Source organism: Haloarcula hispanica ATCC 33960 (genome assembly GCF_000223905.1).
In the GTDB taxonomy this organism is placed as follows: Archaea; Halobacteriota; Halobacteria; order Halobacteriales; family Haloarculaceae; genus Haloarcula; species Haloarcula hispanica.
The window spans coordinates 1,600,033-1,620,762 of the sequence record NC_015948.1; the positions used below are offsets into that span (position 1 = coordinate 1,600,033).

Genomic DNA, 20,730 nt, shown 5'->3' on the forward strand with positions numbered 1-20,730 from the left:
GTTGTATTGGTATGTATGGGCGAGAAGCGGTCGAACCACACGGTGTACAACATTAACTACCACTTCGTGTGGTGTCCGAAGTACCGCCATACCATTCTCGAACCAATCGAGGATTCGCTGGAAGCGAGTTTCCGTGCCATGTGCGACGAGTACGGCTACGAGATACTGTCGCTCCACATCTCACCCGACCACGTACACCTGTTCCTGTCAGCCCACCCGAAGCATGCGCCGAGCGAGATTGTGCGAACGGGTAAGAGCATCACGGCGCGGGAGATGTGGGAACAGCACGAGTCGTACTTGAAGGAGTATCTGTGGGGAGGTGGGTTCTGGGAGGAATCGTACTACGTGGGGACGGCGGGTGATGTTTCGACCGACACGATTGAGCAGTATATCGAGCGAACGGAACACGTTTAACGGGGCTTACGGCCTTCACCCTCGGGGTCAAGCCCCGAGGCACTCGGCCTGCTCCGCCAGTAGACGCTGCGCCAGTGGTGAAATGAGGGTAAGTACTCCTATCTAGATATAGTCCATCGTGGACTGCATGCCTTCCCGCGCGTGACTTCAAGTAGCCTAGTGTGGGCAGTAGGCGATTACACTCGGTAGTGGGTGTGTGAAACTCCACTCAGACATATATAAATTTATGTGAAAAGCTACTAAAATGGTTTTAGACCGGTTTTACTAAACTTCACTCGTTGCTTGGTCGCTACATTTATCATACAGGGACGGATTTGATAGAGTAAATAATGTCAGACTCAGATGAGGATGATAATATCTTCAAAACCGGCGGAATATTTGCTAACAGGGAACTGGTACGCGTCGGCCACGTCCCCGATCTGGAGCGAGTCGTTGGGCGGGACGACGAAGTCAGCGCTATCGGGCAAGCACTCGGTCCAGCAACGGTCGGCGGCCCACCGGAGAGTACGATCATATACGGCAAGACCGGAACCGGAAAGTCACTCGTTGCGAGGTGTGTGTCTCGTGAGGCTCACTTCGAGGCACAGGCAAACGATATCTCGTTTCAGCAGGCGTACGTCGACTGCTCCGATTATCAGACCGACGCAAAGGCAAGCCGGGAGATGGCACGCAAACTAGTGGCGAGCCTCGACGCAGATATCGACGTCCCGCGTGTCGGGATCGGAGCCGCCGACTACCGTGACATCACCTGGGACCTACTTGAGGAGTACAACATTAACTCACTGGTCGTCATTCTCGATGAAATCGACAAGTTAGACGATGATGAACTGTTACGCAGCCTCTCTCGGGCTCGCGAGAGCGGGAAGGCAGAGACACACGTCGGCGCCATCTGCATCAGTAACAAGATCGAATATCGCGAGCGCTTGAGCGAACGCATCGACTCAAGTCTGCAGGAGAACGAACTCGTCTTTGACCCCTACGATGCTGGTCAGTTACGAGCAATCTTGGACAACCGGACGGATGCCTTCGAACCGGACGTGTTGGAGCACGATGTGATCCCAAAGGTCGCTGCCCTCTCAGCCAAAGAACACGGGGATGCACGGAAAGCGATCGATACGCTATACGAAGCTGGTCGTCTCGCTGAGAAACAGGGGACGGAGACAGTCACAGTCTCGCACGTCGATGACGCCGTCCAACGAGCGGAGGTGAACCGCTTCGAGAAACTCGTGCGTGGGACGACGCCGCATGTGAAATACATCCTCCGAGCGCTGGCGCTACTTACCGTCGACAACCCAGCTCAGGAAGCTTTTCGAACTCATCAGATCTATACGCTTTATTTAAAGGTCGCTGAGCAGGCTGGAGCGGATCCACTCTCCGAGGATCGCGTGTACCGGCTGCTGAAAGAACAATCGTTTCTCGGGGTGACTGACTCGAATCACACGGGGGGTGGACAGGGTGAAGGGAGCTACCTAGAGCATCGACTGCTTCGGGATCCAGATGTTGTCATTCAGGCTATAGATGGCTCAGCGACGGGCGGGGCCCCATGACGATGTTTCACTCGTTACGTGGTGTGTGGGTCGGCTTCGATATTAAACCGCAGAGGGGAGCCAAAGCGCAGTTCCGTTTCCGCTAGAGTTCATGTTACCACGACCCGTCAAGAGCTCGCTGATAGACGGTTTCGGCCTGATCTGCAACCGCATCCCAGTCGTATTGCTGCGCACGTTCGACGGGATCCGTCGCTGGGCGGTCACCACCTAAAATATCATCGAGCGTTTCTGTGAGCGAGGCAATGGTAGGTTCTACGAGGAAGCCGGCGCCGTCGATGACCTCGTCTGCCGCCGAATCTGGGTGGTCAGCAGCAATCACGGTGCAGTCGGCGGCCATCGCCTCGACGAAGGTAATTCCGAATCCCTCTCTCGTTGAGGGAGACGCGAATATGTCTGCAGCCCGCATATGGCCGAGAACATCCTCGTACTCTTCGAGAAAGCCTAACATCGAAACGCGGTCGGCGTGTTCCAGTGATTCGCGTTTGGTATCCAGCCGGTCACGCTCCGGGCCGTCACCGATGATACCTAGCGTGACGTCATGCCTGTCGGCGACTACATCGAATGCCTCTAGCAGAATGTCGACGTTCTTGTGCTCGATCAGTCGACCTGCGAAGACGATGTCGTAGCCGGTGTCGGGGCGGGGGGCCGTCTGGACCTGCTCGGTATCGAGCCCGTTTGGCACGACCTCGATATGCTCGCGATTCGGGCCGATGTCAGCGAGGTTGTCCGCTGTGATGCCCGAAACCGCGATCGGATGCTGGGGTGTCTTGGCCGTGAGTTGTTCGACGAGTTTGCCACCCGGAACGAGCGATCTGAAGTCCATCTTCAAGTGCAGAAACAGTTTGTCATCGCCGGTTCTAATCTTGAGCGACACGGCGATCGTAGCGCACTTGGGACACTCTTAGACACCAGGGATTTCTCCTCCTCAGGTGAGTCAGTTGCAAAGGAACTCAAAATATTTATAACACAACCAACTGATTGGAGACCGAATCTTTGATACCCTTATCTAATTTACTAATTCCCAATGGATATCCTCCACACGCCGGTCCGATTCTATCCTTATATCGGCGGTGTAGAGACGTACGTACACGACCTTTCGAAGAAATTGGTTAAGTTCAATCACAACGTAACAGTGGTCTGTGCCAAAGTCGACGAAGAGACAGAGCGTTGTGAAACTATCGACGGTATCGATGTACGGCGATTGACCAGCGTAGGTCAGATGGCGAACACTAATATAACTCCTGCGCTTCCTGCAGTGCTAATTGAGGAAGCGCAATCCGCAGACGTAATTCACACACATCTACCTACACCTTGGTTCGCGGATCTCAGTGTCCTTGCTGGGGTGGTAACGGGAACACCGGTCGTTATCACCTATCACAATGATATCGTGGGTGATGGAATAGCTAATCACATTGCCTATTTCTATAACCAGACTTGGCTCCGACTGACACTTCGATATTCAGATCGAATCATCGTCACACAGCCAGATTACGTGGAGAACTCCAAGTATCTCAGTCCGGAAATGGATAAAATTGAGATTATCTCAAACGGTGTTGACGTCAACTATTTTGAACCGAAGACAGTCTCAGCCGAGGATTTGGCTCGTCTTGGGTTCGACGAATCGCGTCCCACACTATTCTTTTTGAGTGTTCTCGACGGACACCACGATTACAAAGGATTGACAGACCTGCTAGAAGCGTTGGCCCTGCTAGTCAAAGAAGAAGATACGACTCCACAACTTCTCGTCGGTGGAGGGGGAGAGTCCAAGTCAACTTATGAACATCGAGCTGCAAAACTCGGTGTCGATCAGTTCGTTGATTTCCTCGGTCGAGTTCCAGAAGACGATCTGGTCAATTATTATTCGGCAGCCGATCTTTTTGTGCTACCCTCAACAAGTAGCGACCAAGAGGGGTTCGGCTTAGTGTTACTGGAGGCGCTGGCAAGTGGGACTCCCGTAGTAACTACGAATGTCGTTGGTATCGCTGAAGAGGTCAAACAAAATCCTGTCGGAACGATCGCTCCAAAGGAAAATCCCGAGGCACTGGCGTCTTCGATTCGAACTACGTTATCGAATGACGAATTTGATTTAGAGGTCGCACGCAACCTCTGTGTACAGAACTATTCGTGGCGAGCTAGTGCTGAAGATCTGGAAGCCATCTATGAGAGAGTTTGCGAAACGTCAATCGATCATAACGAGGTACATGAAGACTTAGTTTAGAACCGTTTCAATCGACGGTATATCCTGATTATTCTTTCAGTGATTCATACACTTCAACGAGTCGATCTATATGGGTCTCAAGGCTCACATCAACGTCAGTCAGATTTGTTGCAAGCCGAGTTGAGTCACCTTTATGAGACTCAATTACATTGGCGAGAATATTCGCTTGTTCTGGCTTGAAACAATACCCTGTCTCGTCTTCTTCAATCAATTCAGGAATACCACCAATATCTGCCCCGATGACTGGTGTTTGGCGTGCATAGCTCTCATAAATGACCATCGGGGAATTATCGTACCAGCGAGATGGGACGACAGTGTAATCCGCGATAGTGTATTGGCGCGCTAGCTCTTCTTCTGATACGAACCCGTGAAATTTGACTCTCTTGTCGTTTCTAGCTCGTTTTTCGAGCATCTCCCGATCTGGTCCCTTACCTAAAATGTGAAGTTCAAGATCAGGATCATCAAGTTGCTTCATGGCATCAATGAGAATATCAATTCCTTTGCTGTAGGTGAGTTGACCCGCATATAGGAGACGAGTATTACACTGATCGTAGTTTTTAGCTTTATATTGTTTTAATTCTGTTGTATCTATACCAAGAGGTATGCGTTCACTTGGAACATCGGTGAATACACCTTGTTTGTGATGTTCGTCAATGATGAATTGTGATGGTGCGATAACTTTGTCAATATTAGAACCTATGACCCAGTCATTATATTTTTGGTAGAATTTCATTAGACGTCCAGGTGTGATAATTTCGCCGTTTGAGAAAAGACTGGGTCGGAGGTGGAGAGAGTTATAATCATGGAGGGTATGAATCACAGGAGCACTGCTGACGTTAGATGCTGAAAAGACAGACTTTGAGAGACCACTATAATTGTGAATATGGATAACATCTGGATCAAGGTTATTTATATGTTTTCGGATTATTGTATATGTCTGTGGGTTCCACTGGTCGATTGTATGTTGAATTGGCTTTTTCCAATTAGGCTCATCTTGATGTTCATAGGGAGAATACATATTAAACGGCCTAATTCGATAGATTGTCATTCCCTCGGTTTCTTGCGAGGAGAACCGGCGTATTGGGCTGTCTACACCTGTGGAAATTACGGAAACTTTGTGCCCTCGGTCGGCTAAGTATTTTGCATCGGATTTCGCATGTTTTTCTGCTCCACCAATAACCTCTGGTGGGAATAAATTTGAGATTATTAGTACGTGCATTTATGTCAGTAAGTTATTTAATCTGCTTAAATATAGATGTGCGAAAGTCTGGGTAACGATCTCTCAATTCAGACTTGTATTTCATAGTGTTATAGTTAGAAGTTTTGCTATTGTAAGTATAACTATCTCGTTGATAAGGTTTGGTGCGACAAACTGCTAGAGCGCAACAAAGCGTGTATGCTTCCATTACTGATAATAATATATTATAATACAACAATTTCGACAGCTACAATTTATAACCAGAACTCACCATGACTGAACGGTTCTCGGCAAATCTTAAATTGGCGATCAAAAATCTTGTGAATGCCAGAATCAACAGATGTTGTGAGATCTTGACACTTCAATTAGAGAACCGAATGTGATAGACTGAAGTGCCACCATTGCTGTACACTTCTGCTGAGTGGGCATCCAGATACCTCATATCAGATTGATCAAACCGAAGGCCATCATATAATCTGAGATGCTGTTTGGTGCCATATTCAGTCTTCACTATATAAGCTGACTGTCTATCCACAGAGGAATTAAATTCGCTATCAGAGAAATGATATGGAACAAATGCGTGAAACTCTGGTGTGGGTCGATCCTTCGATAAGGGAGCAAGTATTTTCGGATTCTGGCGCATTTCCCTCACGCTATTTTGCTTGCCATAATGAATGTTCCTCATCCGATAAACCGACGTGTCTAGTGATGCGATCCCAGGCCCATCCTCTGGTCGTGATTCAAATATCCAATCGTACCCAGCAAATCTTGCTTCAGTAACCTGTTCGGAAGGCTGATATACGTATGGGGATTTGTAGAGAACCGGTATTGACGAGATTACAGCAACAATTAACACTAATCCGATAAGACCGACTATGATACGTCGGCCAGTTCTTTGTCTTAAAAATTCGCCCGCTTGTCCAATCGCAAGCCCTGTCGCGATCGTACCCAGCATCAGCGCGACTCCCGCAAATCGGAAGAACTGGCCGATTGTGCCCTTTATAAAAAAGAGAATACCAAGTACAATGCCAGGAAGAAGACTCAGATATAACAAACAAATCTGCCGTTTCTCAATGGAGTCCTCTTTGCGGAAAATGTTCCACAATGTTCGAGATACAAAGGCGATCGTCACAACTGAAATTATGATTTTTAACGGAAATACGCGTAAGAAGATTGTAGTAAGAGAACCACCAACTAATTGTAAAGCAGACCCACCTGTGCTAATTTCCGATACTGCCGTCTCCGTTTGAATAAGACCAGTGATAATAGATACAATCGCGCCAGCGAATCCATATTTTGAAGATATCCAGAATAGTAAGGTTGTCCCAGAGAACACAATAGTTGTGAGCAAATTAGCAGAGTGAATTGTGTGTCTGCTATGGTATCGCTCAAACAAGTTGTTTCCAATCAACCACATAGTGAGGAACATTATAAACGCAAGTGAATGTTGGGGATGATAGAGAGTCAAGACACCAGCTAACCCAATCAAGATTCCGGCATACCGAACATCGCCACGTTTTTCCAAGAGAACTAGAGATGCGATAACGATAGGCAAAATTAACATCGTAAGTACGTTCGGGATCGGTTGGAGCTTTGGCATTTGTATCGATATTATCCCTGGATATGCTAGGCAGAGCACTATCACCACACCGAACTGTAATTGATTATCAGCAAAATGACGGGCCAATAATACCATTCCAAACAGGTACAATAAAGAAAACACGATCGGAAGCAAGAGAAGTGATTTGTTGGCAGATAAATCTGCTGTGATCGAGACGATTGCTGCTAGAAAATGCATGGCAGGGTATAGATTTAGTTGAAGGTCCAAATTCGCTAATAAAATTTGGCGAACTGATCCAAGGTGATTCAGTGCATCATATCGTCCAAAATATGCATATCCGCGCAGATAAGGGAGCCCACTTAAAATGAAGACGACTCCAGTGGCAAAGATTCCACCGAATACTAGACGTTGGGCAGCAATTAAAAACCAGATACAGACGATGAGGAGAACTCCAAATGAAATCCAAAATCCAACGGGGGTCCCTCCATAGATTGAGATCTCATATCCGGTCGCCAAGGACGTTAAAGCAAAAAGAATACTTGCAGCGATAGCAAGAAAACCAAGTGAAAGAAGGACTTTATCTGTTCGTGGGGCCATACTCTTAAGCAAACGATAGGACTAAAACGTCTATATTTTGATCCATTCGATATGTGCGATGTAACGTGATTGGTATTAATAAGTCTTTCACAAAGTATGTGTCAGTTGACGAATGGTTCTGAAAAAGAATAATCACTGAAAAAATAAGAGTAACTTCATAGGATGCTAGATAGGTAGCATAAACGAAGGGGATTTATTCTCCCCTTTGAAAAGACAAAATTGATATAATTATGAGCGATGCTGGAGAAAAAATCGGAGATCTATTTGAGAGCTCTGCAATTATCTTCATTGGCTTGATTATTGGTAATGCACTTGCATTAGTCGCTGAGGCGCTCATTGCTCGTTCGCTTTCTCCCGGAGCATACGGTTCTATTGCGTTGGCATATACAGTTGCTCTGTTAGGGGGCCGAATTGCCATTTTTGGCATAAAAGATGGTGTTGTTCGGTTAATATCAGCAAAGTCAGCCATCTCAGAACGAGCTCATATTATCCAACACGGGCTTGCCATCGTATTATTAACAGGATGTGTAGTCGGAATTGGTTTTGTTGCTAGTCGGGATATCGTAGCGGAAATTGTCGAAGATCCGTTAGTGGGTCGATATCTATTATTTTTCAGCCCATTCGTCATATTCTTTTCAGCACGGGCTGTTTTGTTTGGTACTTTAAGAGCAGAAGAGCGTTCGGTTTCCGCAGTAATTTCCCGTGATATTTTGGGGAGAATACTTCCATTTATCATACTAGCTATTGCAATATTTATAAATCGGCCTATTTTAGGAGCGGTGGGTTACTGGCTCGGTGTTCCTGTAGCTATCTTATTATCTTCACTTCTATTTCTCCGCGATCGATATCCATTATCTGAGATAATTCTACGGAACCCTAATCGTGATACATTTGAACGTTTGCTTCGGTTTTCCCTACCGCTTGCCATGGGAGCGTACTTGTCAATATTCCTTACCCATTCTGATATACTAATGATCGGCTATTTTCTCGATTCAAATGAGGTTGGGTATTATAGGGCCGTACAACCCTTACAACAAGCATCAATTTTACTTTTGATGGCATTCAGTTTTTTATTCTTGCCTGCAGCCACTCAGTTTTATGAACAAAAAGAGATTGACGATCTAGAACGGTTTTATACAGTTTCAACAAAGTGGATTTCAGTTGGAACGCTACCGATTGTACTAGTTTTTGGTCTGTTTGCTGATGATGTAGTCCGTGTGTTATTCGGAGCTGCGTATTCACCTGCGGCACCGGCATTGACCTTGCTAGTTTCAGGTCACTTTTTGCGCGCTGTTGTCGGTTTAAATGGGGATATTGTAAAGGCGATTGATCGCACAAAAATAGAGCTTATTTCCGTGTTGATCGGAGTGATTACAAATATTCTCTTAAATATATATCTCATCCCTCGAGTTGGTATTGTAGGCGCCGCAATCGGCACTGCTACTGGGTTCCTAGCCTATAATATCACGGAGCTTTTTGCGATCTACCGTACTATAGAGATCCACCCATTTGCTGTCAACAATTTCAAACCTCTTGTATTAACAACTATATTAGCATTAGTAATAAGAGGGTTCACTCAAGAAATCAGGTTTGGAATTTTTGGACTAGGAGCGTTAGGAATTCTATTTGGGATAGTAGCACTTGTTTCGATGGTATTGACAAAGAGTATCGATAAGACAGATCTCATACTCCTGAAACGCATTGAAGAACGAACAGGGTCAGACTTGTCTTTTATAAAATTCATATTTAACGAGTAAATATATACATATATTTACTTAATCAGAATCATTCAGATTAGTTGATTGAATACAAACCAAAAGTTTTGATTCATGTTTCTGCAAAGTCAGCAGTTGCGTGGCGGAAATGAGTGGCGAACTGCTCGGTGCGGCGTTTGAGTTCTTTGAACAACCGTTCGGCAGGCTTCCGATTTCCATGCGTAACACCCTTAAATCGGAGTGAAAGCTCAAATAATGTCGCCTGCAACCAAGGTAAACTCTCAACGAGAAACAGAGTGTCGGCGCGGTGAATGACTACATCTCAATGAAGCAATGAGTGGCTCACTTATATCCCAAGTCCGCAAGTCGATCCTCAATATCGGGCTCAATCTGACTGTCTGTCTCATAGTCACTGGGCTCTCGAGTACAGTTGTCTATCGCAGTCGTTTCTACCCATGGAACTTCCCAAATCTCTGGAACAGGATAATCATGGTGGCCATAAAAGCTACGTTCCCCCATAGCATTTCCATGATCCGCAGAAATAATTGCCGTTCTTGCATCGAAATTCGACAATAGCTGTTTAACCTCATCCAGAACATAATTTAGATTCTGTTTATAGGCCTCCCAAACTTCATCTTTTGAAACATCATTTTCTAAGAGTTGATCCCAAATGGAGCCACTCCATTCCTCAGCTCTTCCCTTCTGCATTTTTGATCCGAGTTCCGGTCTGGGAACAGATGGGAAATGAGGCTGCATATAATGTACGATATATCTATCATGGTTTTTTTGTCTACCTGCAGCAATACCTCGATCAGTTACAGCAGAAGCTGGTACAGTTCCCAACTCATCATCCCAAGCATATCTCCAAACTTCGTCTAAATAATCAGGACGTATTTCATCTAGGACTTGGTCAGTAAAGGGATTCGCAGATATTAGAGCGGTTTGGTTTATTTCATCATTCACAGATTCATCAAATGTATTGTCCAGAAATCGTTTGCTATTGGGCGCAATTGACATTGTTGTCTGCCAATCCCCAGACGACAAGGCCTCGTGATCACGATATTCCTGTAGAAGATCTACACGGCAAGCGTCAAGCAAAATAAGAAGATCCCAATTTTTCGAGAAGATATTCTCACCTTGAAATCCAAAATACCTTCCGCTTCCTCGAATGGCTGCCTCATTGTAAATCATCCATAATGGCCACTGAATTCCTCGAATTCCATCATATTTTAGATGTCGAGCTGATTCCTTTACAAAAATTTTAGATTTCTCACGCAACGACATTATCTAATATATATCAGAATCTGCACCTTGATAAGCATTCATCTTTGCAATAGTTAAATCAGGTAAAGTAGTTGTAATTGAATTATAACATTAAATCACGTATTCGTTTATTGGTGAACTCACTTACCGATATCCCAAGGCCGACAATTGCTCTTCTCGATCAGCTTTTACGGAGTTTTCCTGCCAATCCTCTAATTCTCTAGTGTTATTATCTTTAGCGCTTGTCTCTATCCAAGGCACCGAACGAAGACATCTTAATGGCAGATCAGACGGATGTCCATAAATGCTCCATTCACCCATCGCATTACCATGGTCAGAGGTTACGATTACCCGATCAGCGTTGACATTCTTAAGAAGTTCATCCACTTCGTTTAAGCCACGGCAAAGGTTAACACGATACCCCTCCCAAACTTCATCTGGGTTCAGATCACCATCTTCAAGCTGTTCCCAAACGTCTCGCCAGTCTTGGTCTCCGAATTTATCCAGATCTTTCCCCCGACTCAGTTCTGGTTTCGATAAAAAGGGGCAATGAGGTTGCATATAATGTGCAATTACATGATCATGATCTTCCTCTCGCATTATTTGGATTGTCTCGTCAGTAATTGCCTCTGGTGGGACTGTTCCAGGCTCCGTCCAAGCGGACTGCCAAACTTCTTTTAACACCGAGAAGTCACGTGAATCTAGTTTGCTTTCACTGAATGGATTGCCGCAAATGTATGCTGTCTCAGCCATCTGTTCTCGACGGTTCTCGGTAAACGTATCTCGCATCCATGCAGCGGTAGTGCTATTAACTGATCGAATTGATTCTACTTGATCAATCCAATCGTACTCTCCCGCTACTTCCCGCATGAGATCAAGTCGACATGCGTCCATGATGATTAGCAAATCCCAATCCGTCTCATAGATAGATTCACCGGGAGGAAACAAGGGATCACTTAGCGACATTATCTTATTTTTTACTGGCCGTAGAGAATGTCTAGCACCTTTGATTCCATGCTGCTGAATTCGGTCATAAGATTCTCCCATCCATTGGCTAATTCCCATAGTAACAGTTCTACTCCCAATCTTACTTTAATTGTGGCTATCAAGTCATTTAATCTACGTTGTAGGACCCAACATGATATTTAATGGCTATGCGTTCAGCCATAGTAAGTTCCCAAGATCAAACATCTGCCCTGTACTCTTTTCTCACCGACAAATATCGTTAGGATGAGGTATTGGTTAACAGTTCTCCAATTCAACAGTAAAATCAATAGTTCCTCGAAAACATATACAAGATGAATGCCAAACATTACTGATTTGGCCCGTAAAGCCCAGTCAAAAGTTCCTGTTGATCTCAAAACCCTTCTCGGTCCATTCTACTATCGATATATTTCGTTTCAAGCGGATCGAGAGCATCAAAATAACCTTTCGATCGCTCCTGATCTGAGTTCAGATGCACCAGATCACGTTCTCATAGTTACCATCGATGCTTTACGGCCTGATTTCGTCCCAGACGTAGCCTCACTACATTTTGAACGGTCAATCGCACCCGGCACATGGACGTTTCCTTCGGTGACTTCAATGCAAACCGGACAGCTTCCACATAAACACGGTGCCGTCGCTCACGATCATCCTGATGAAAGTACTTTTGCTCTCCCTAAACAGTTCACCGGATCCCCCACACTTCCTGCCGTACTGGCGAGTGCCGGATACGATACATACTTAGGTAGTAGTTTTATTACTCCGTTTCTTGCACTCCGTGGATGGTTTGAGAGCCATCGAGTGTATGGTGATGCAGACGTCAAAACAGTACTTTCGGACTACAAGCTTTGGCGCCAGAATCGAGAACAAACATATGGTTATCTACAACTTGGTGATCTCCATGCTCCGATTGAGCCACCAAAAAAATACGTCCAATCTCGCGATGTTGATCCTTCGCTTGATGGACTGAGCAGGCTCGTAAAATATACAGAGAATTACAGTGATGCTCCATCAGGATGGCGTGAAAATCGCCTTCGTCTCTACCGCGCAGCACTAGACTATGTCGAGGATACACTTGAACCGCTAGTCGAAGACCTGGTGGACGATACTCTTCTTATAGTTATCGGAGACCACGGCGAAGCAATGTGGGAACATCCCGATCGAGATCAGCAATTCGCCGACTCTCGTCCAAATTATGGCGTTGGACATGGTGGAACCCCCTTTGATGAAGTAGCACGCGTACCTGTTGCACTACATCATCCAAACTTCGAGTCACAGTTTCAGGGAGGGCTACCAAATGGGAGGGATATTCCGAAGACTATTTGTGCAGGATTGGGCATTGATGAACCGAAATTCAGGGGTGTGAACTGGTTCGGCAAAATTCCGGAAGATCGATACACAATCTGCGAAGCTACTCGATACGGAACCGAACGGAAGGCAATCTATCAAGGTGATAAGAAGGTAATCCGCTCTGAAACTGATGACGTGACGCTTGATGCAACAGTACATGAAAACGGGGGTGAGACATTCGAAACTCTTTCAGACGATACAATCGATTCTTTGTTGGGTCATCTTCCCGATACCTGGGATGATATGGATATCGAAACAGATGCCTCCGCAATGGTTCAGGATCAACTCGAAGCACTCGGATATCGGTGAATTTTCCAGGGATCTTTCAAATGTTTTTATTTCTTCGGAATTTTAGATGATGGAAATACAGGTAGGAATAGATCGAATCCTATTTTGATAGATGAAAGTCCGATAACTGATTTCTTCTTTGAAACGTAGTGTTCAAGACGTTGTTGTGCAAGTTATTACCTACTGAATGACAAACATCGCTTTTGTGAGTAATGTTCTGTATCCGTTCATAACCGGCGGTGCAGAGAAACGGATCTACGAGATAGGCAAACGACTCACTAATCAGGCCCATGATGTCACGATTTACGGGAGGCATTACTGGGACGGCCCCATGGAAATGACCTACGAAGGGATGACTCTTCGAGCAGTCAGTCCAGAGCGGGAACTCTACACCAACGATGATGGACGTCGTTCCATCACAGAGGCCCTTGAGTTCTCAAAGGACGTTGTTGTTCCGTTGCGCCGGCATATTGATGAACACGATGTCGTTGTCGCCAGCGTATTCCCATACTTTCCGGTTCTCGCTACCAAACTCGCTAGCCTCCGTACGAATACACCACTCGTGACGACTTGGCACGAAGTTTGGCGAACCTACTGGGAGGACTATCTGGGCTATCTCGCGCCGTTCGGCAAGACCTTTGAGTACGCGACAGCTCGCGTTCCACAGCACCCAATTGCAGTTTCAAAACTCACCGGAAGTCGTCTCGCAGAAATCGGACCCAAACAATCGAACATTCGAACCGTCCCAAATGGAATCGATTATGAGCAGATACGTAACACGCCGCCCGCCGAAGATGGATTCGATATTCTGTTCGCAGGACGATTAATCGAGGACAAGCGCGTCGACATACTCCTGCGGGCGTTCGAGGAGGTCGCATCAGACGAAACCACACTCGGCATCATCGGTGATGGACCTGAACGTGAGGAACTCGAAACGTTGGCCGGTTCGCTGACGATGGCCGAGCAAATCACATTCACCGGTTTCCTTGAGGAGTACGACGACGTCCTCGCGCAGATGCGGACGGCCAGTATCTTCGCGACGCCAAGTACGCGTGAAGGCTTTGGAATTACAGCTGCAGAAGCAATGGCCGCGGACTGTATAGTCATTGGCGCGGACCATCCGGATTCGGCAGTCGGTGAGGTAATCGGCGACGCTGGTTTCCTAGCCGAACCAACTGTTGATGGCGTCGCCATCGTACTGGATGAGGTCCTTGCCGGTACGCAGCCATCGACAGACCCACTGGAGCGCGCAAAGCGGTTTGACTGGGATCAAGTCGCCGATGACGCACTGGAAGCATACAGGGCTGCGGCGGCTGGGGAGTGGTGAGGTCAACGAAAAAGAGAACGTGGCAAGAAGTGTGGAGAGAGTAGCTACTGTTGGGAATGTGATTTCTTTATTAGCTGAGAGTGTCGTGAGCTTCACGCGGAGTTACACGGATCTCCCCAAAGCCGTATTTTGCGTGGCTGCCGATTCGACAGAGGCCATTCTTCGCTGTCTTGATTGGACAGTCACCATCATAGCGGACAGTCTGTCCATGGTCAACTGTCTGAAGCGAGAATACCTCACGCTGTTCAAGGAGTTTCTCTTGACGTTCACGGAGGTCACAGCGGTCCACAGCCCACCACCAGGGGATATCCTGGTCGGCGGCGCAGGGATACTCTGTCTCAAGCACGAACGGCGTGGTGAGCGAGAGAACGTATTCGTCAGCAGCTTCGAGCCGAGAGAAATCGAGAGACTCAATATCGACGACCTGCGTGTCCTTCAGTGAGACTGCACCGTAGCCATAGTTGCGTTTTCCGCCGAACTGGAGTCCATCGAGGTGACGGTCTTCAATCGGGATGCAGTCTGAGCCGTCCGCGTGGAGATAGGCGTGGACGTACCACTTGGTCGTCTGCTGTTTCTTGTCTGCTGCCTGCGGCCTCCCCATGATCGTCTCGTGAGTGAGCGCTGGGTGCCCACTCTGGACACGGATATCATGTGTGTTCAGCGCGTCGCGGGGCCGTGAGTCAAGGAGCCACGAGTGCGACGATTGGCGCAGCAGGAACAGATCATCGTAGGTCTCGACATCGGGGAGACCACTGCCGAGATATGGTCGGATTCCGTCCTGTGAGTGTGTCTCAGGAAAGGTTCCGAACTGCCCCGGGACAAAGAACCCATGACTCGCATGCAGCGTCTCGTGTACGTCCTGTGGCAGCTGTTGGCCGAGTGCATGCAGAATCGCGTTACCCGAGACGTAGTAGGGATGACCGATGTAATCCATCTCGAGTTCCCAGTGGACTTGCTGTAAGAGCGTCATCGTTCAACCCCTGTCATGAAGTCCTCGAGATACTGGAGTGCCGTCGACCACGCAGTAATGCGACGAAGATTCGCATCGAGGACTCTATCGTATGCCTCAGAGTCGGTGGCAAGTGGGTGTGCCGGGAGACGGCTCCAGGTGGCTGCCCACGAACGCCGTGGACGGTCACCGAGGCGTATACTCGGTTTATCGTGTGTCCCCCCATCAAGATGCAGTGCGAAGTCTACGTCGGCGTAGACGGTACGGTGGGGAACGCGTCTTCCATCCTGGTCGACGACAAGGTGCAGATCCGCGAAGTCGTGACCATCGCGGTAGTTGTCCAAGAGTGCGGCCGTGAGGAGCGTATGGTACTTCAGGGAGGTGTATGGATAGTAGACGGATTCGTTGACAGTTGCGGCGACATCGGTTTCGAGCCATCGCTGGTGCATTACCTCCGGGTCATCCTCGGTAACGAGAGGGGCAAGTACGGACTCATCATGTGGCGGGGCCTGCTCAACTGGAACACCGGTCAGTAGCGACAGTCGGGATAGTGTCATGTGGTTCACCACCGTCTGTGTAGGCGAGCCGTCCGGCCGACTCAGCGCAGCAGCATCTCTGTCTGCACCGAGTGGTACCGGTTGGTTCACAGGGACACCCGCGTACGTGTCCAGAGCATCAGCATGTGGCTGCCCAGTTAGCTTGTAGACATCGTGCCGGTAGACCGCAATCATCTCGCTTTCGCCAGTCCGGTCGTCGGAAGAGGGTCGTGTCCCCGTCATCTATGCACGCTCGGCGATGCGTTCCTCCAGTGCCTGGACAAACCGTGGTCGGTATGTGTCGGTCCAGTTAGTGCCTTTCTCTACCATCACGTTCGTTCGGTCTTTCCCCGGTCGAACACACGGTTCAGTTCTCTGTCATCGTAGAGTGGATTGATTACGTGGGCATCGACAATCCCCGCACCGAAGTTCCGAGCACCGCCGAGCTGATGCATGAAGTCCGTCTGATGCGAATCGAGGAAGTCGATTGCTTCACAGAGAACTCCAAGGAATTCTGGTTTCGGCTCCCGAAAAGAGAGATGCCAGCACCCGTCGAGATTCGCGACCGCGTCCAGTTCGGCATTCCGCAGCGGCTCGCGGCCGTCCGCTCTGTTCCGTGAGACGATGTTACGGTTGAGACGGCGATAGTGACCTTCGGCCTGACCGCGAGTGTAATCGACACTGGAGCGGACGGGGTTGAACTTGATCGGGCGCCGCATCACTTTCCCTGGAATCCCGCCGAATCCACCGAAGAGGTCGAAGACGACACAGCCATCAGCTGCAGGCTGCTCATTGATACACGCACCTTTCTCGTGGTAGCCGCCCTCAAGGTCTCGCTCGTAGACACCGTTCTTTTTGAAATTCGCGTTCGCTTCGCCGGGATGGCAGGCTGTACTTCCGTATCGCTGGACGACTGATTCCACACCGTGGCGAAGCCATCCGGAGAGTGGGAACGCGGGAATGATGCCGCCGATCTGGTTCTGTGGATCGCCATCTTCGTAGTTACCGTTGGACGCGTGGTGGCGATCGGTCATGATCGAATCGCCGATAACGACGAGATCAGACTGGATACGGACGTAAACGTCTTGAAAGTCCTCAGCAGTGTGATCTGTCATCAGTACTCACCTCGACGTCCCTTGTGGTCCTTCAGCCGGACATGACTCGGAGTGTGTGCTGGAAAACGAACAGAACCACAGATCGGTTGTTCGTGAAGGTTACCAGCGAGCTGTACCTGTGTGTCGTCATGTGCGACAAATTCTTGTCGGTCAGTCTCGCAACGTATCATGCTTCGTGGTAGCGAAGCGCGGTCATCGGATGCTGCAACATCCGGCGGCCATTTTCTGACCTGATTCCCCACGCCTCGTACTTGTACGTATATGCCCATATTAACTTAAAACTTGGCCTATACGTGCAACCTTATGCTAGAGTACGGGTGAGTGCAACAAGAATTAGATGCGGGCACTGGAAGCAGTAGCTATGCCAGCTGGACGTGGAATTCTCACAGGTTACGAGAGGGAATGCTTGGCGGGTAAAAAAGAGAAACAACGGGAATACGAGGCACGATCCCGAATCCGTGCGCGTATCGAGGGGCCACTAGCAGAGGATATCGAGCACCTGAAAGAACACGATTCGGAACTCCTCCAAGAGATCCAAGCTGTCGTCTGTGACGATGCCTGAGTTTGGTCCCTTAAGTGGAGTCGGTCTAGTATCCGTGGGTACCACTGCAGACAGTGTTTGGTTTAGCATCGACTGATGGCGAAAGCCACAAGACTCTCCCGCTTTCTCGACTCACGCGACTTGTTACACGGCTTAGGTGCTTGCTTCACAAGATTCTGTCGAGAACGCGGCCTCTTTCAGGCCCCTCCATACCGCCCAGTCAACCGACTATGGGTGGGACTGAAAGGGGTGACTGGCTCCGGAAAGGCGGACAACGCAAGGACCGCGACGAACGCAGTGAGTGAGGACTACAACGAGTGCCTCGACCGGAGCTGGTCAGAGCTTTCTAGCTGTTAGCATACTCGTTCTCTCACCGAAACACGGCTGTTTGTGCAGCAACATCCAAGCCAGAGTCATTCAGGAAAGCAGAGAGACCTCAGTCGTGCCAAGCTCGCAGAACACGTCACTGCCCGCACACCACAGCACCCGATCGCCCTCTCAGGAATCACCGCCGACCGACTGGCCGAGTTCAGCCCGGGCCGCGAGACCATCGAGGTCGTCCCGAACGGTATCGAACACAAGAACGTCGACATGCTCCTCAAAGCGTTCGACAGTGTCGCTGCGGACCACAAGCCACGCTGGGCATCATCGGTGACGGGCCCGAGCGCGACCGACTCGAAGGGAAACGCGGGGCCCTCACACGCCGACCGAATGGACATAATCGGCTTTCTTGAGGAGTACGAGAACGTCCCTGGCCACATGCGCGCCGCTCAGGTCCTTGTCTTACCGAGTATGCGGGAAGGATTTGGCATTACGTTCGTCGAGGCGATGGCCGCCGACTGCACGGTGGTCGCCGCCACGCATCCGGAGTCGGCCATCGAAGAAGTCATCGACTCGTCTACTCGGACATCATTCAGTTACCCAAGTAAATAGTCATATCCCGAAGAATGGTGTGAGGTCCTGTTAATGGTGCTCACAGAAATCGAAACTCGACAACAGGCCTTCTGGACCGGGTGATTACTATAGTAATGACTTGCACATTCCCTCTCAACAGAAATACCGGCCGACCAATCTACCACTCGTTACATCGTCGTCTGAACCCGAGCACGCGTTCTCTGCCACCCACAGTAAGGTCGTGGCTGCGCGCGCAGCGAAGCGAGCACGGAGCGGAGGGTGGAGAGGTGGGGTCGCGGGGCCGTGGTCGAAACGAACGGGGAAGAGCCCCGCTAGTCGCTCGCTACCAGCTCAGCAACCGAGTCTGTCGGCGTAAGGTGGGTTTTGCCCGCCTCGTACACCGCCTGGGAGTAGCGTGCGATCTTGGATTTCGAAGTCGGCACAGTCTCACTCACCGCCGCAACTACGTCCGCTTGAGTCAGGGCTTTCTCCGGCGTGAGCCGATCTGCCGCGTAGACGGCCGCCCCAGCGACGGTCATCCATGCCCGGACCGATCGGGACTGTATCGGCCACGTCTAGCAACCGCTCGCCGACACGCACCAGTTCGATCCCTGTTTCCACGTCGATGCAAGTCTCACCGAGGGGCGTCACGACCCGGTCCACCGCCCGATCGCGAACGACCGGTGCGTCCACAGGCGTCTGCAACCGGATCTTCCGTGCGGCCGCACACACGCGCTCACGACTGCTCTTTGCGAACTGGGCTATCTGGGCCGGCGTTCGCTCCACGCCGCTTGCACGCCCCGCTAACAGCACTGCACCAGCCGCCAGCGACTCCCAGGCCATCCGCCCGGCAACCGCGTGTCTTTGGCCGCTTCCAGATAGTGCGCCGCGTCCGTGGTGACGTGACCGGGGAATTCCAGGTTGGCTTTGAGCATCCCGATAGCACGGAAGCCCTCGCTCAGCCACTGTGTCGATCCGACTGCATCGTGATCGCCTGTGGTGCTACCGCAATCGCTCCATCTTGTCTATCCATTCCGGGCTGAGCATGTCGCCCTTACCGTCGGTCGCGAGAAAGAACGTTGTGTGCAATTCCTTGCCCCGGGGATCAATAAGCTAACACACAGATACCAAAGAGTGCATTCAACTATTCTCCGGGTGCTTCCAACTCAACCAACGTCAAATCACGATCTAGCATGCAGTAATCATGCGGCGGATCGCCGATAATCTCGTCAATCCGATATTCCTCATCAAATTCAGCGCCGGCGGGCTCACAGTAGGGATGGCTGGGACACTCAGTGTGTGGACAGGGGCCCATCAGCGAGGCCTTGCTCCCAGCATACGCGCCCTTCGAGGGCACGTTCGCCTGGATCGGCGCAGGCTCGACTTCGACAGCGCGAACACCATCTTGGTGCACAGCACAGTCTAGCGTCTGGCCGCTTTGTCTGACGTTGGTGATCCGGTACCGGTTCCCCGTGGTCAAATTGAGGCATTGGTCCCGATACGGGCACCCCTCACAGCCGCTAGCTTCGCCGCGGTAGACGAATTCCTCGCCGACCTCGGCGAGGCGCGTCCCGACGAGCGTGACAGTAGTCATACTGGGCTATAGAGTGTCGCCACGGTAAAGCGTCATGACCGCCCGGTCAGTTCGTCCAGTTTGTCCAGATACGCCTCGCGGGGTACCTGATACAGCGAGCGGTAGTCCAGTTCGCCGTCGGCAAACCGAGTTGCCAAATCGACAGCGCCCTCGACGGCAGCGTCGCGGCGCTCGTAGGAATCGGCGTCGCGCTCGACGTCGGGCTCAAGATAGAAGGTGACGTACCAGCTCTCTCCGGTCCGGTCAGCGCCGGGGCGGCGGGTCCGTTTCCCGCGCGTGAGATAGATGGTCGGGAGGCACGGCGCCGGGAACTGCTCGGAGTCGAAGATGTCCGGGCGGTACGCGAGGATGAGCTTGTCGTCGGTTTCGTTCCACACCGTCCAGTCTTCGGGAAGGGCCGACAGGTCCATACCGTCGAATTGGCGCGGACCGGCAAGAATCCGCTGGTCCGTCCCGAAATCCGCCGGGCCCGGATACCGACACTCGTGCTGACGGCGGCAACGTCGATACGTCAAGCCACAATATCGTGTGGGCCGTTCTCAGTCGCCAATCAAACCAGCAACAGATTCACATCAATCCAGCGCTAAACACTGGCCGACACACCGAAGAGAACAGTTGACAACCGACACAGTATATAAA

At 49.9% G+C, this 20,730-nt stretch carries 17 protein-coding genes and 2 pseudogenes; 8 read left to right on the forward strand and 11 right to left on the reverse strand.

Features of this window, described 5'->3' with window-relative positions; genetic code table 11:
• Positions 1 to 15 precede the first annotated feature (15 nt).
• Together tnpA and HAH_RS08060 are read left to right on the forward strand one after the other, a co-directional pair.
• On the forward strand, positions 16 to 414 hold the full coding sequence (gene tnpA, locus HAH_RS08055) for an IS200/IS605 family transposase (RefSeq protein ID WP_014040477.1): 399 nt from the start codon (positions 16 to 18) through the stop codon (positions 412 to 414).
• Between the two features lie 329 nt (positions 415 to 743).
• The gene (locus tag HAH_RS08060) at positions 744 to 1,961 is read left to right on the forward strand and encodes a Cdc6/Cdc18 family protein (RefSeq protein ID WP_014040478.1); all 1,218 of its coding nucleotides are present in this window, start codon (positions 744 to 746) and stop codon (positions 1,959 to 1,961) included.
• Between the two features lie 94 nt (positions 1,962 to 2,055).
• Here the strand turns inward: HAH_RS08060 and HAH_RS08065 are convergent.
• Positions 2,056 to 2,769, reverse strand: a pseudogene (locus HAH_RS08065) (glycosyltransferase); the annotation flags it as partial.
• A gap of 216 nt (positions 2,770 to 2,985) precedes the next feature.
• Here HAH_RS08065 and HAH_RS08070 point away from each other — a divergent pair.
• Positions 2,986 to 4,179, forward strand: a complete 1,194-nt coding sequence (locus HAH_RS08070; RefSeq protein ID WP_014040480.1) for a glycosyltransferase family 4 protein — start codon at positions 2,986 to 2,988, stop codon at positions 4,177 to 4,179.
• 28 nt (positions 4,180 to 4,207) lie between these two features.
• On the opposite strand, the gene HAH_RS19095 is transcribed toward HAH_RS08070, so the two are convergent.
• Both HAH_RS19095 and HAH_RS19485 read right to left on the reverse strand, forming a co-directional pair.
• Positions 4,208 to 5,398 (reverse strand): glycosyltransferase family 4 protein, encoded by a 1,191-nt coding sequence (locus HAH_RS19095; protein WP_079891614.1) that lies wholly within the window; start codon positions 5,396 to 5,398, stop codon positions 4,208 to 4,210.
• Between the two features lie 340 nt (positions 5,399 to 5,738).
• Complete coding sequence (locus HAH_RS19485; protein WP_014040482.1) at positions 5,739 to 7,535, reverse strand: hypothetical protein; 1,797 nt, start codon at positions 7,533 to 7,535, stop codon at positions 5,739 to 5,741.
• Between the two features lie 230 nt (positions 7,536 to 7,765).
• On the opposite strand from HAH_RS19485, the gene HAH_RS19100 reads away from it, so the two are divergent.
• Positions 7,766 to 9,292, forward strand: a complete 1,527-nt coding sequence (locus HAH_RS19100) for a flippase (protein WP_014040483.1) — start codon at positions 7,766 to 7,768, stop codon at positions 9,290 to 9,292.
• Positions 9,293 to 9,592: 300 nt separating this feature from the next.
• Here HAH_RS19100 and HAH_RS19490 read toward each other — a convergent pair whose 3' ends face one another.
• Entirely contained in the window at positions 9,593 to 10,534 is a 942-nt protein-coding gene (locus HAH_RS19490; protein WP_144443755.1) for a hypothetical protein, read from the reverse strand.
• A gap of 123 nt (positions 10,535 to 10,657) precedes the next feature.
• The gene (locus HAH_RS19495; protein ID WP_144443756.1) at positions 10,658 to 11,578 is read right to left on the reverse strand and encodes an alkaline phosphatase family protein; all 921 of its coding nucleotides are present in this window, start codon (positions 11,576 to 11,578) and stop codon (positions 10,658 to 10,660) included.
• A gap of 237 nt (positions 11,579 to 11,815) precedes the next feature.
• Here HAH_RS19495 and HAH_RS19105 point away from each other — a divergent pair, with 237 nt between their 5' ends.
• Positions 11,816 to 13,156, forward strand: a complete 1,341-nt coding sequence (locus HAH_RS19105) for a sulfatase-like hydrolase/transferase (RefSeq protein WP_014040484.1) — start codon at positions 11,816 to 11,818, stop codon at positions 13,154 to 13,156.
• Between the two features lie 166 nt (positions 13,157 to 13,322).
• Positions 13,323 to 14,462, forward strand: a complete 1,140-nt coding sequence (locus tag HAH_RS08095; RefSeq protein ID WP_023843282.1) for a glycosyltransferase family 4 protein — start codon at positions 13,323 to 13,325, stop codon at positions 14,460 to 14,462.
• Between the two features lie 70 nt (positions 14,463 to 14,532).
• Here HAH_RS08095 and HAH_RS08100 read toward each other — a convergent pair whose 3' ends face one another.
• From HAH_RS08100 to HAH_RS08110, 3 genes and pseudogenes are all read right to left on the reverse strand, one after another.
• Positions 14,533 to 15,432, reverse strand: coding sequence for a hypothetical protein (locus HAH_RS08100; protein WP_014040486.1), 900 nt, complete (start codon positions 15,430 to 15,432; stop codon positions 14,533 to 14,535).
• Positions 15,429 to 16,190 carry a hypothetical protein gene (locus HAH_RS19110; RefSeq protein ID WP_079891615.1) on the reverse strand — a complete coding sequence of 254 codons (762 nt, stop codon included), beginning with the start codon at positions 16,188 to 16,190 and terminating at the stop codon, positions 15,429 to 15,431. Before HAH_RS19110 ends, HAH_RS08100 begins: the two co-directional genes overlap by 4 nt.
• Positions 16,191 to 17,062, reverse strand: a pseudogene (locus HAH_RS08110) (hypothetical protein). It lies immediately after the preceding gene.
• Between the two features lie 361 nt (positions 17,063 to 17,423).
• Here HAH_RS08110 and HAH_RS08115 point away from each other — a divergent pair.
• Together HAH_RS08115 and HAH_RS08120 are read left to right on the forward strand one after the other, a co-directional pair.
• A complete protein-coding gene (locus HAH_RS08115) occupies positions 17,424 to 17,624 on the forward strand; it encodes a hypothetical protein (protein ID WP_023843284.1) in 201 nt (66 codons plus the stop codon).
• A 369-nt stretch (positions 17,625 to 17,993) separates the two neighbouring features.
• Positions 17,994 to 18,536, forward strand: coding sequence for a glycosyltransferase (locus tag HAH_RS08120; protein WP_014040491.1), 543 nt, complete (start codon positions 17,994 to 17,996; stop codon positions 18,534 to 18,536).
• Positions 18,537 to 18,944: 408 nt separating this feature from the next.
• Here the strand turns inward: HAH_RS08120 and HAH_RS19500 are convergent, their stop codons facing one another.
• The 3 genes from HAH_RS19500 to HAH_RS08135 all read right to left on the reverse strand — a co-directional run bounded on the left by HAH_RS19500 (position 18,945) and on the right by HAH_RS08135 (position 20,501).
• Positions 18,945 to 19,340: a cyclin family protein gene (locus HAH_RS19500; protein ID WP_144443757.1), complete on the reverse strand. Its 396-nt coding sequence runs from the start codon at positions 19,338 to 19,340 to the stop codon at positions 18,945 to 18,947.
• A 301-nt stretch (positions 19,341 to 19,641) separates the two neighbouring features.
• Positions 19,642 to 20,091, reverse strand: a complete 450-nt coding sequence (locus HAH_RS08130) for a UPF0179 family protein (RefSeq protein WP_023843285.1) — start codon at positions 20,089 to 20,091, stop codon at positions 19,642 to 19,644.
• 32 nt (positions 20,092 to 20,123) lie between these two features.
• Entirely contained in the window at positions 20,124 to 20,501 is a 378-nt protein-coding gene (locus tag HAH_RS08135; RefSeq protein ID WP_014040493.1) for a DUF5820 family protein, read from the reverse strand.
• Between the last annotated feature and the right edge of the window lie 229 nt (positions 20,502 to 20,730).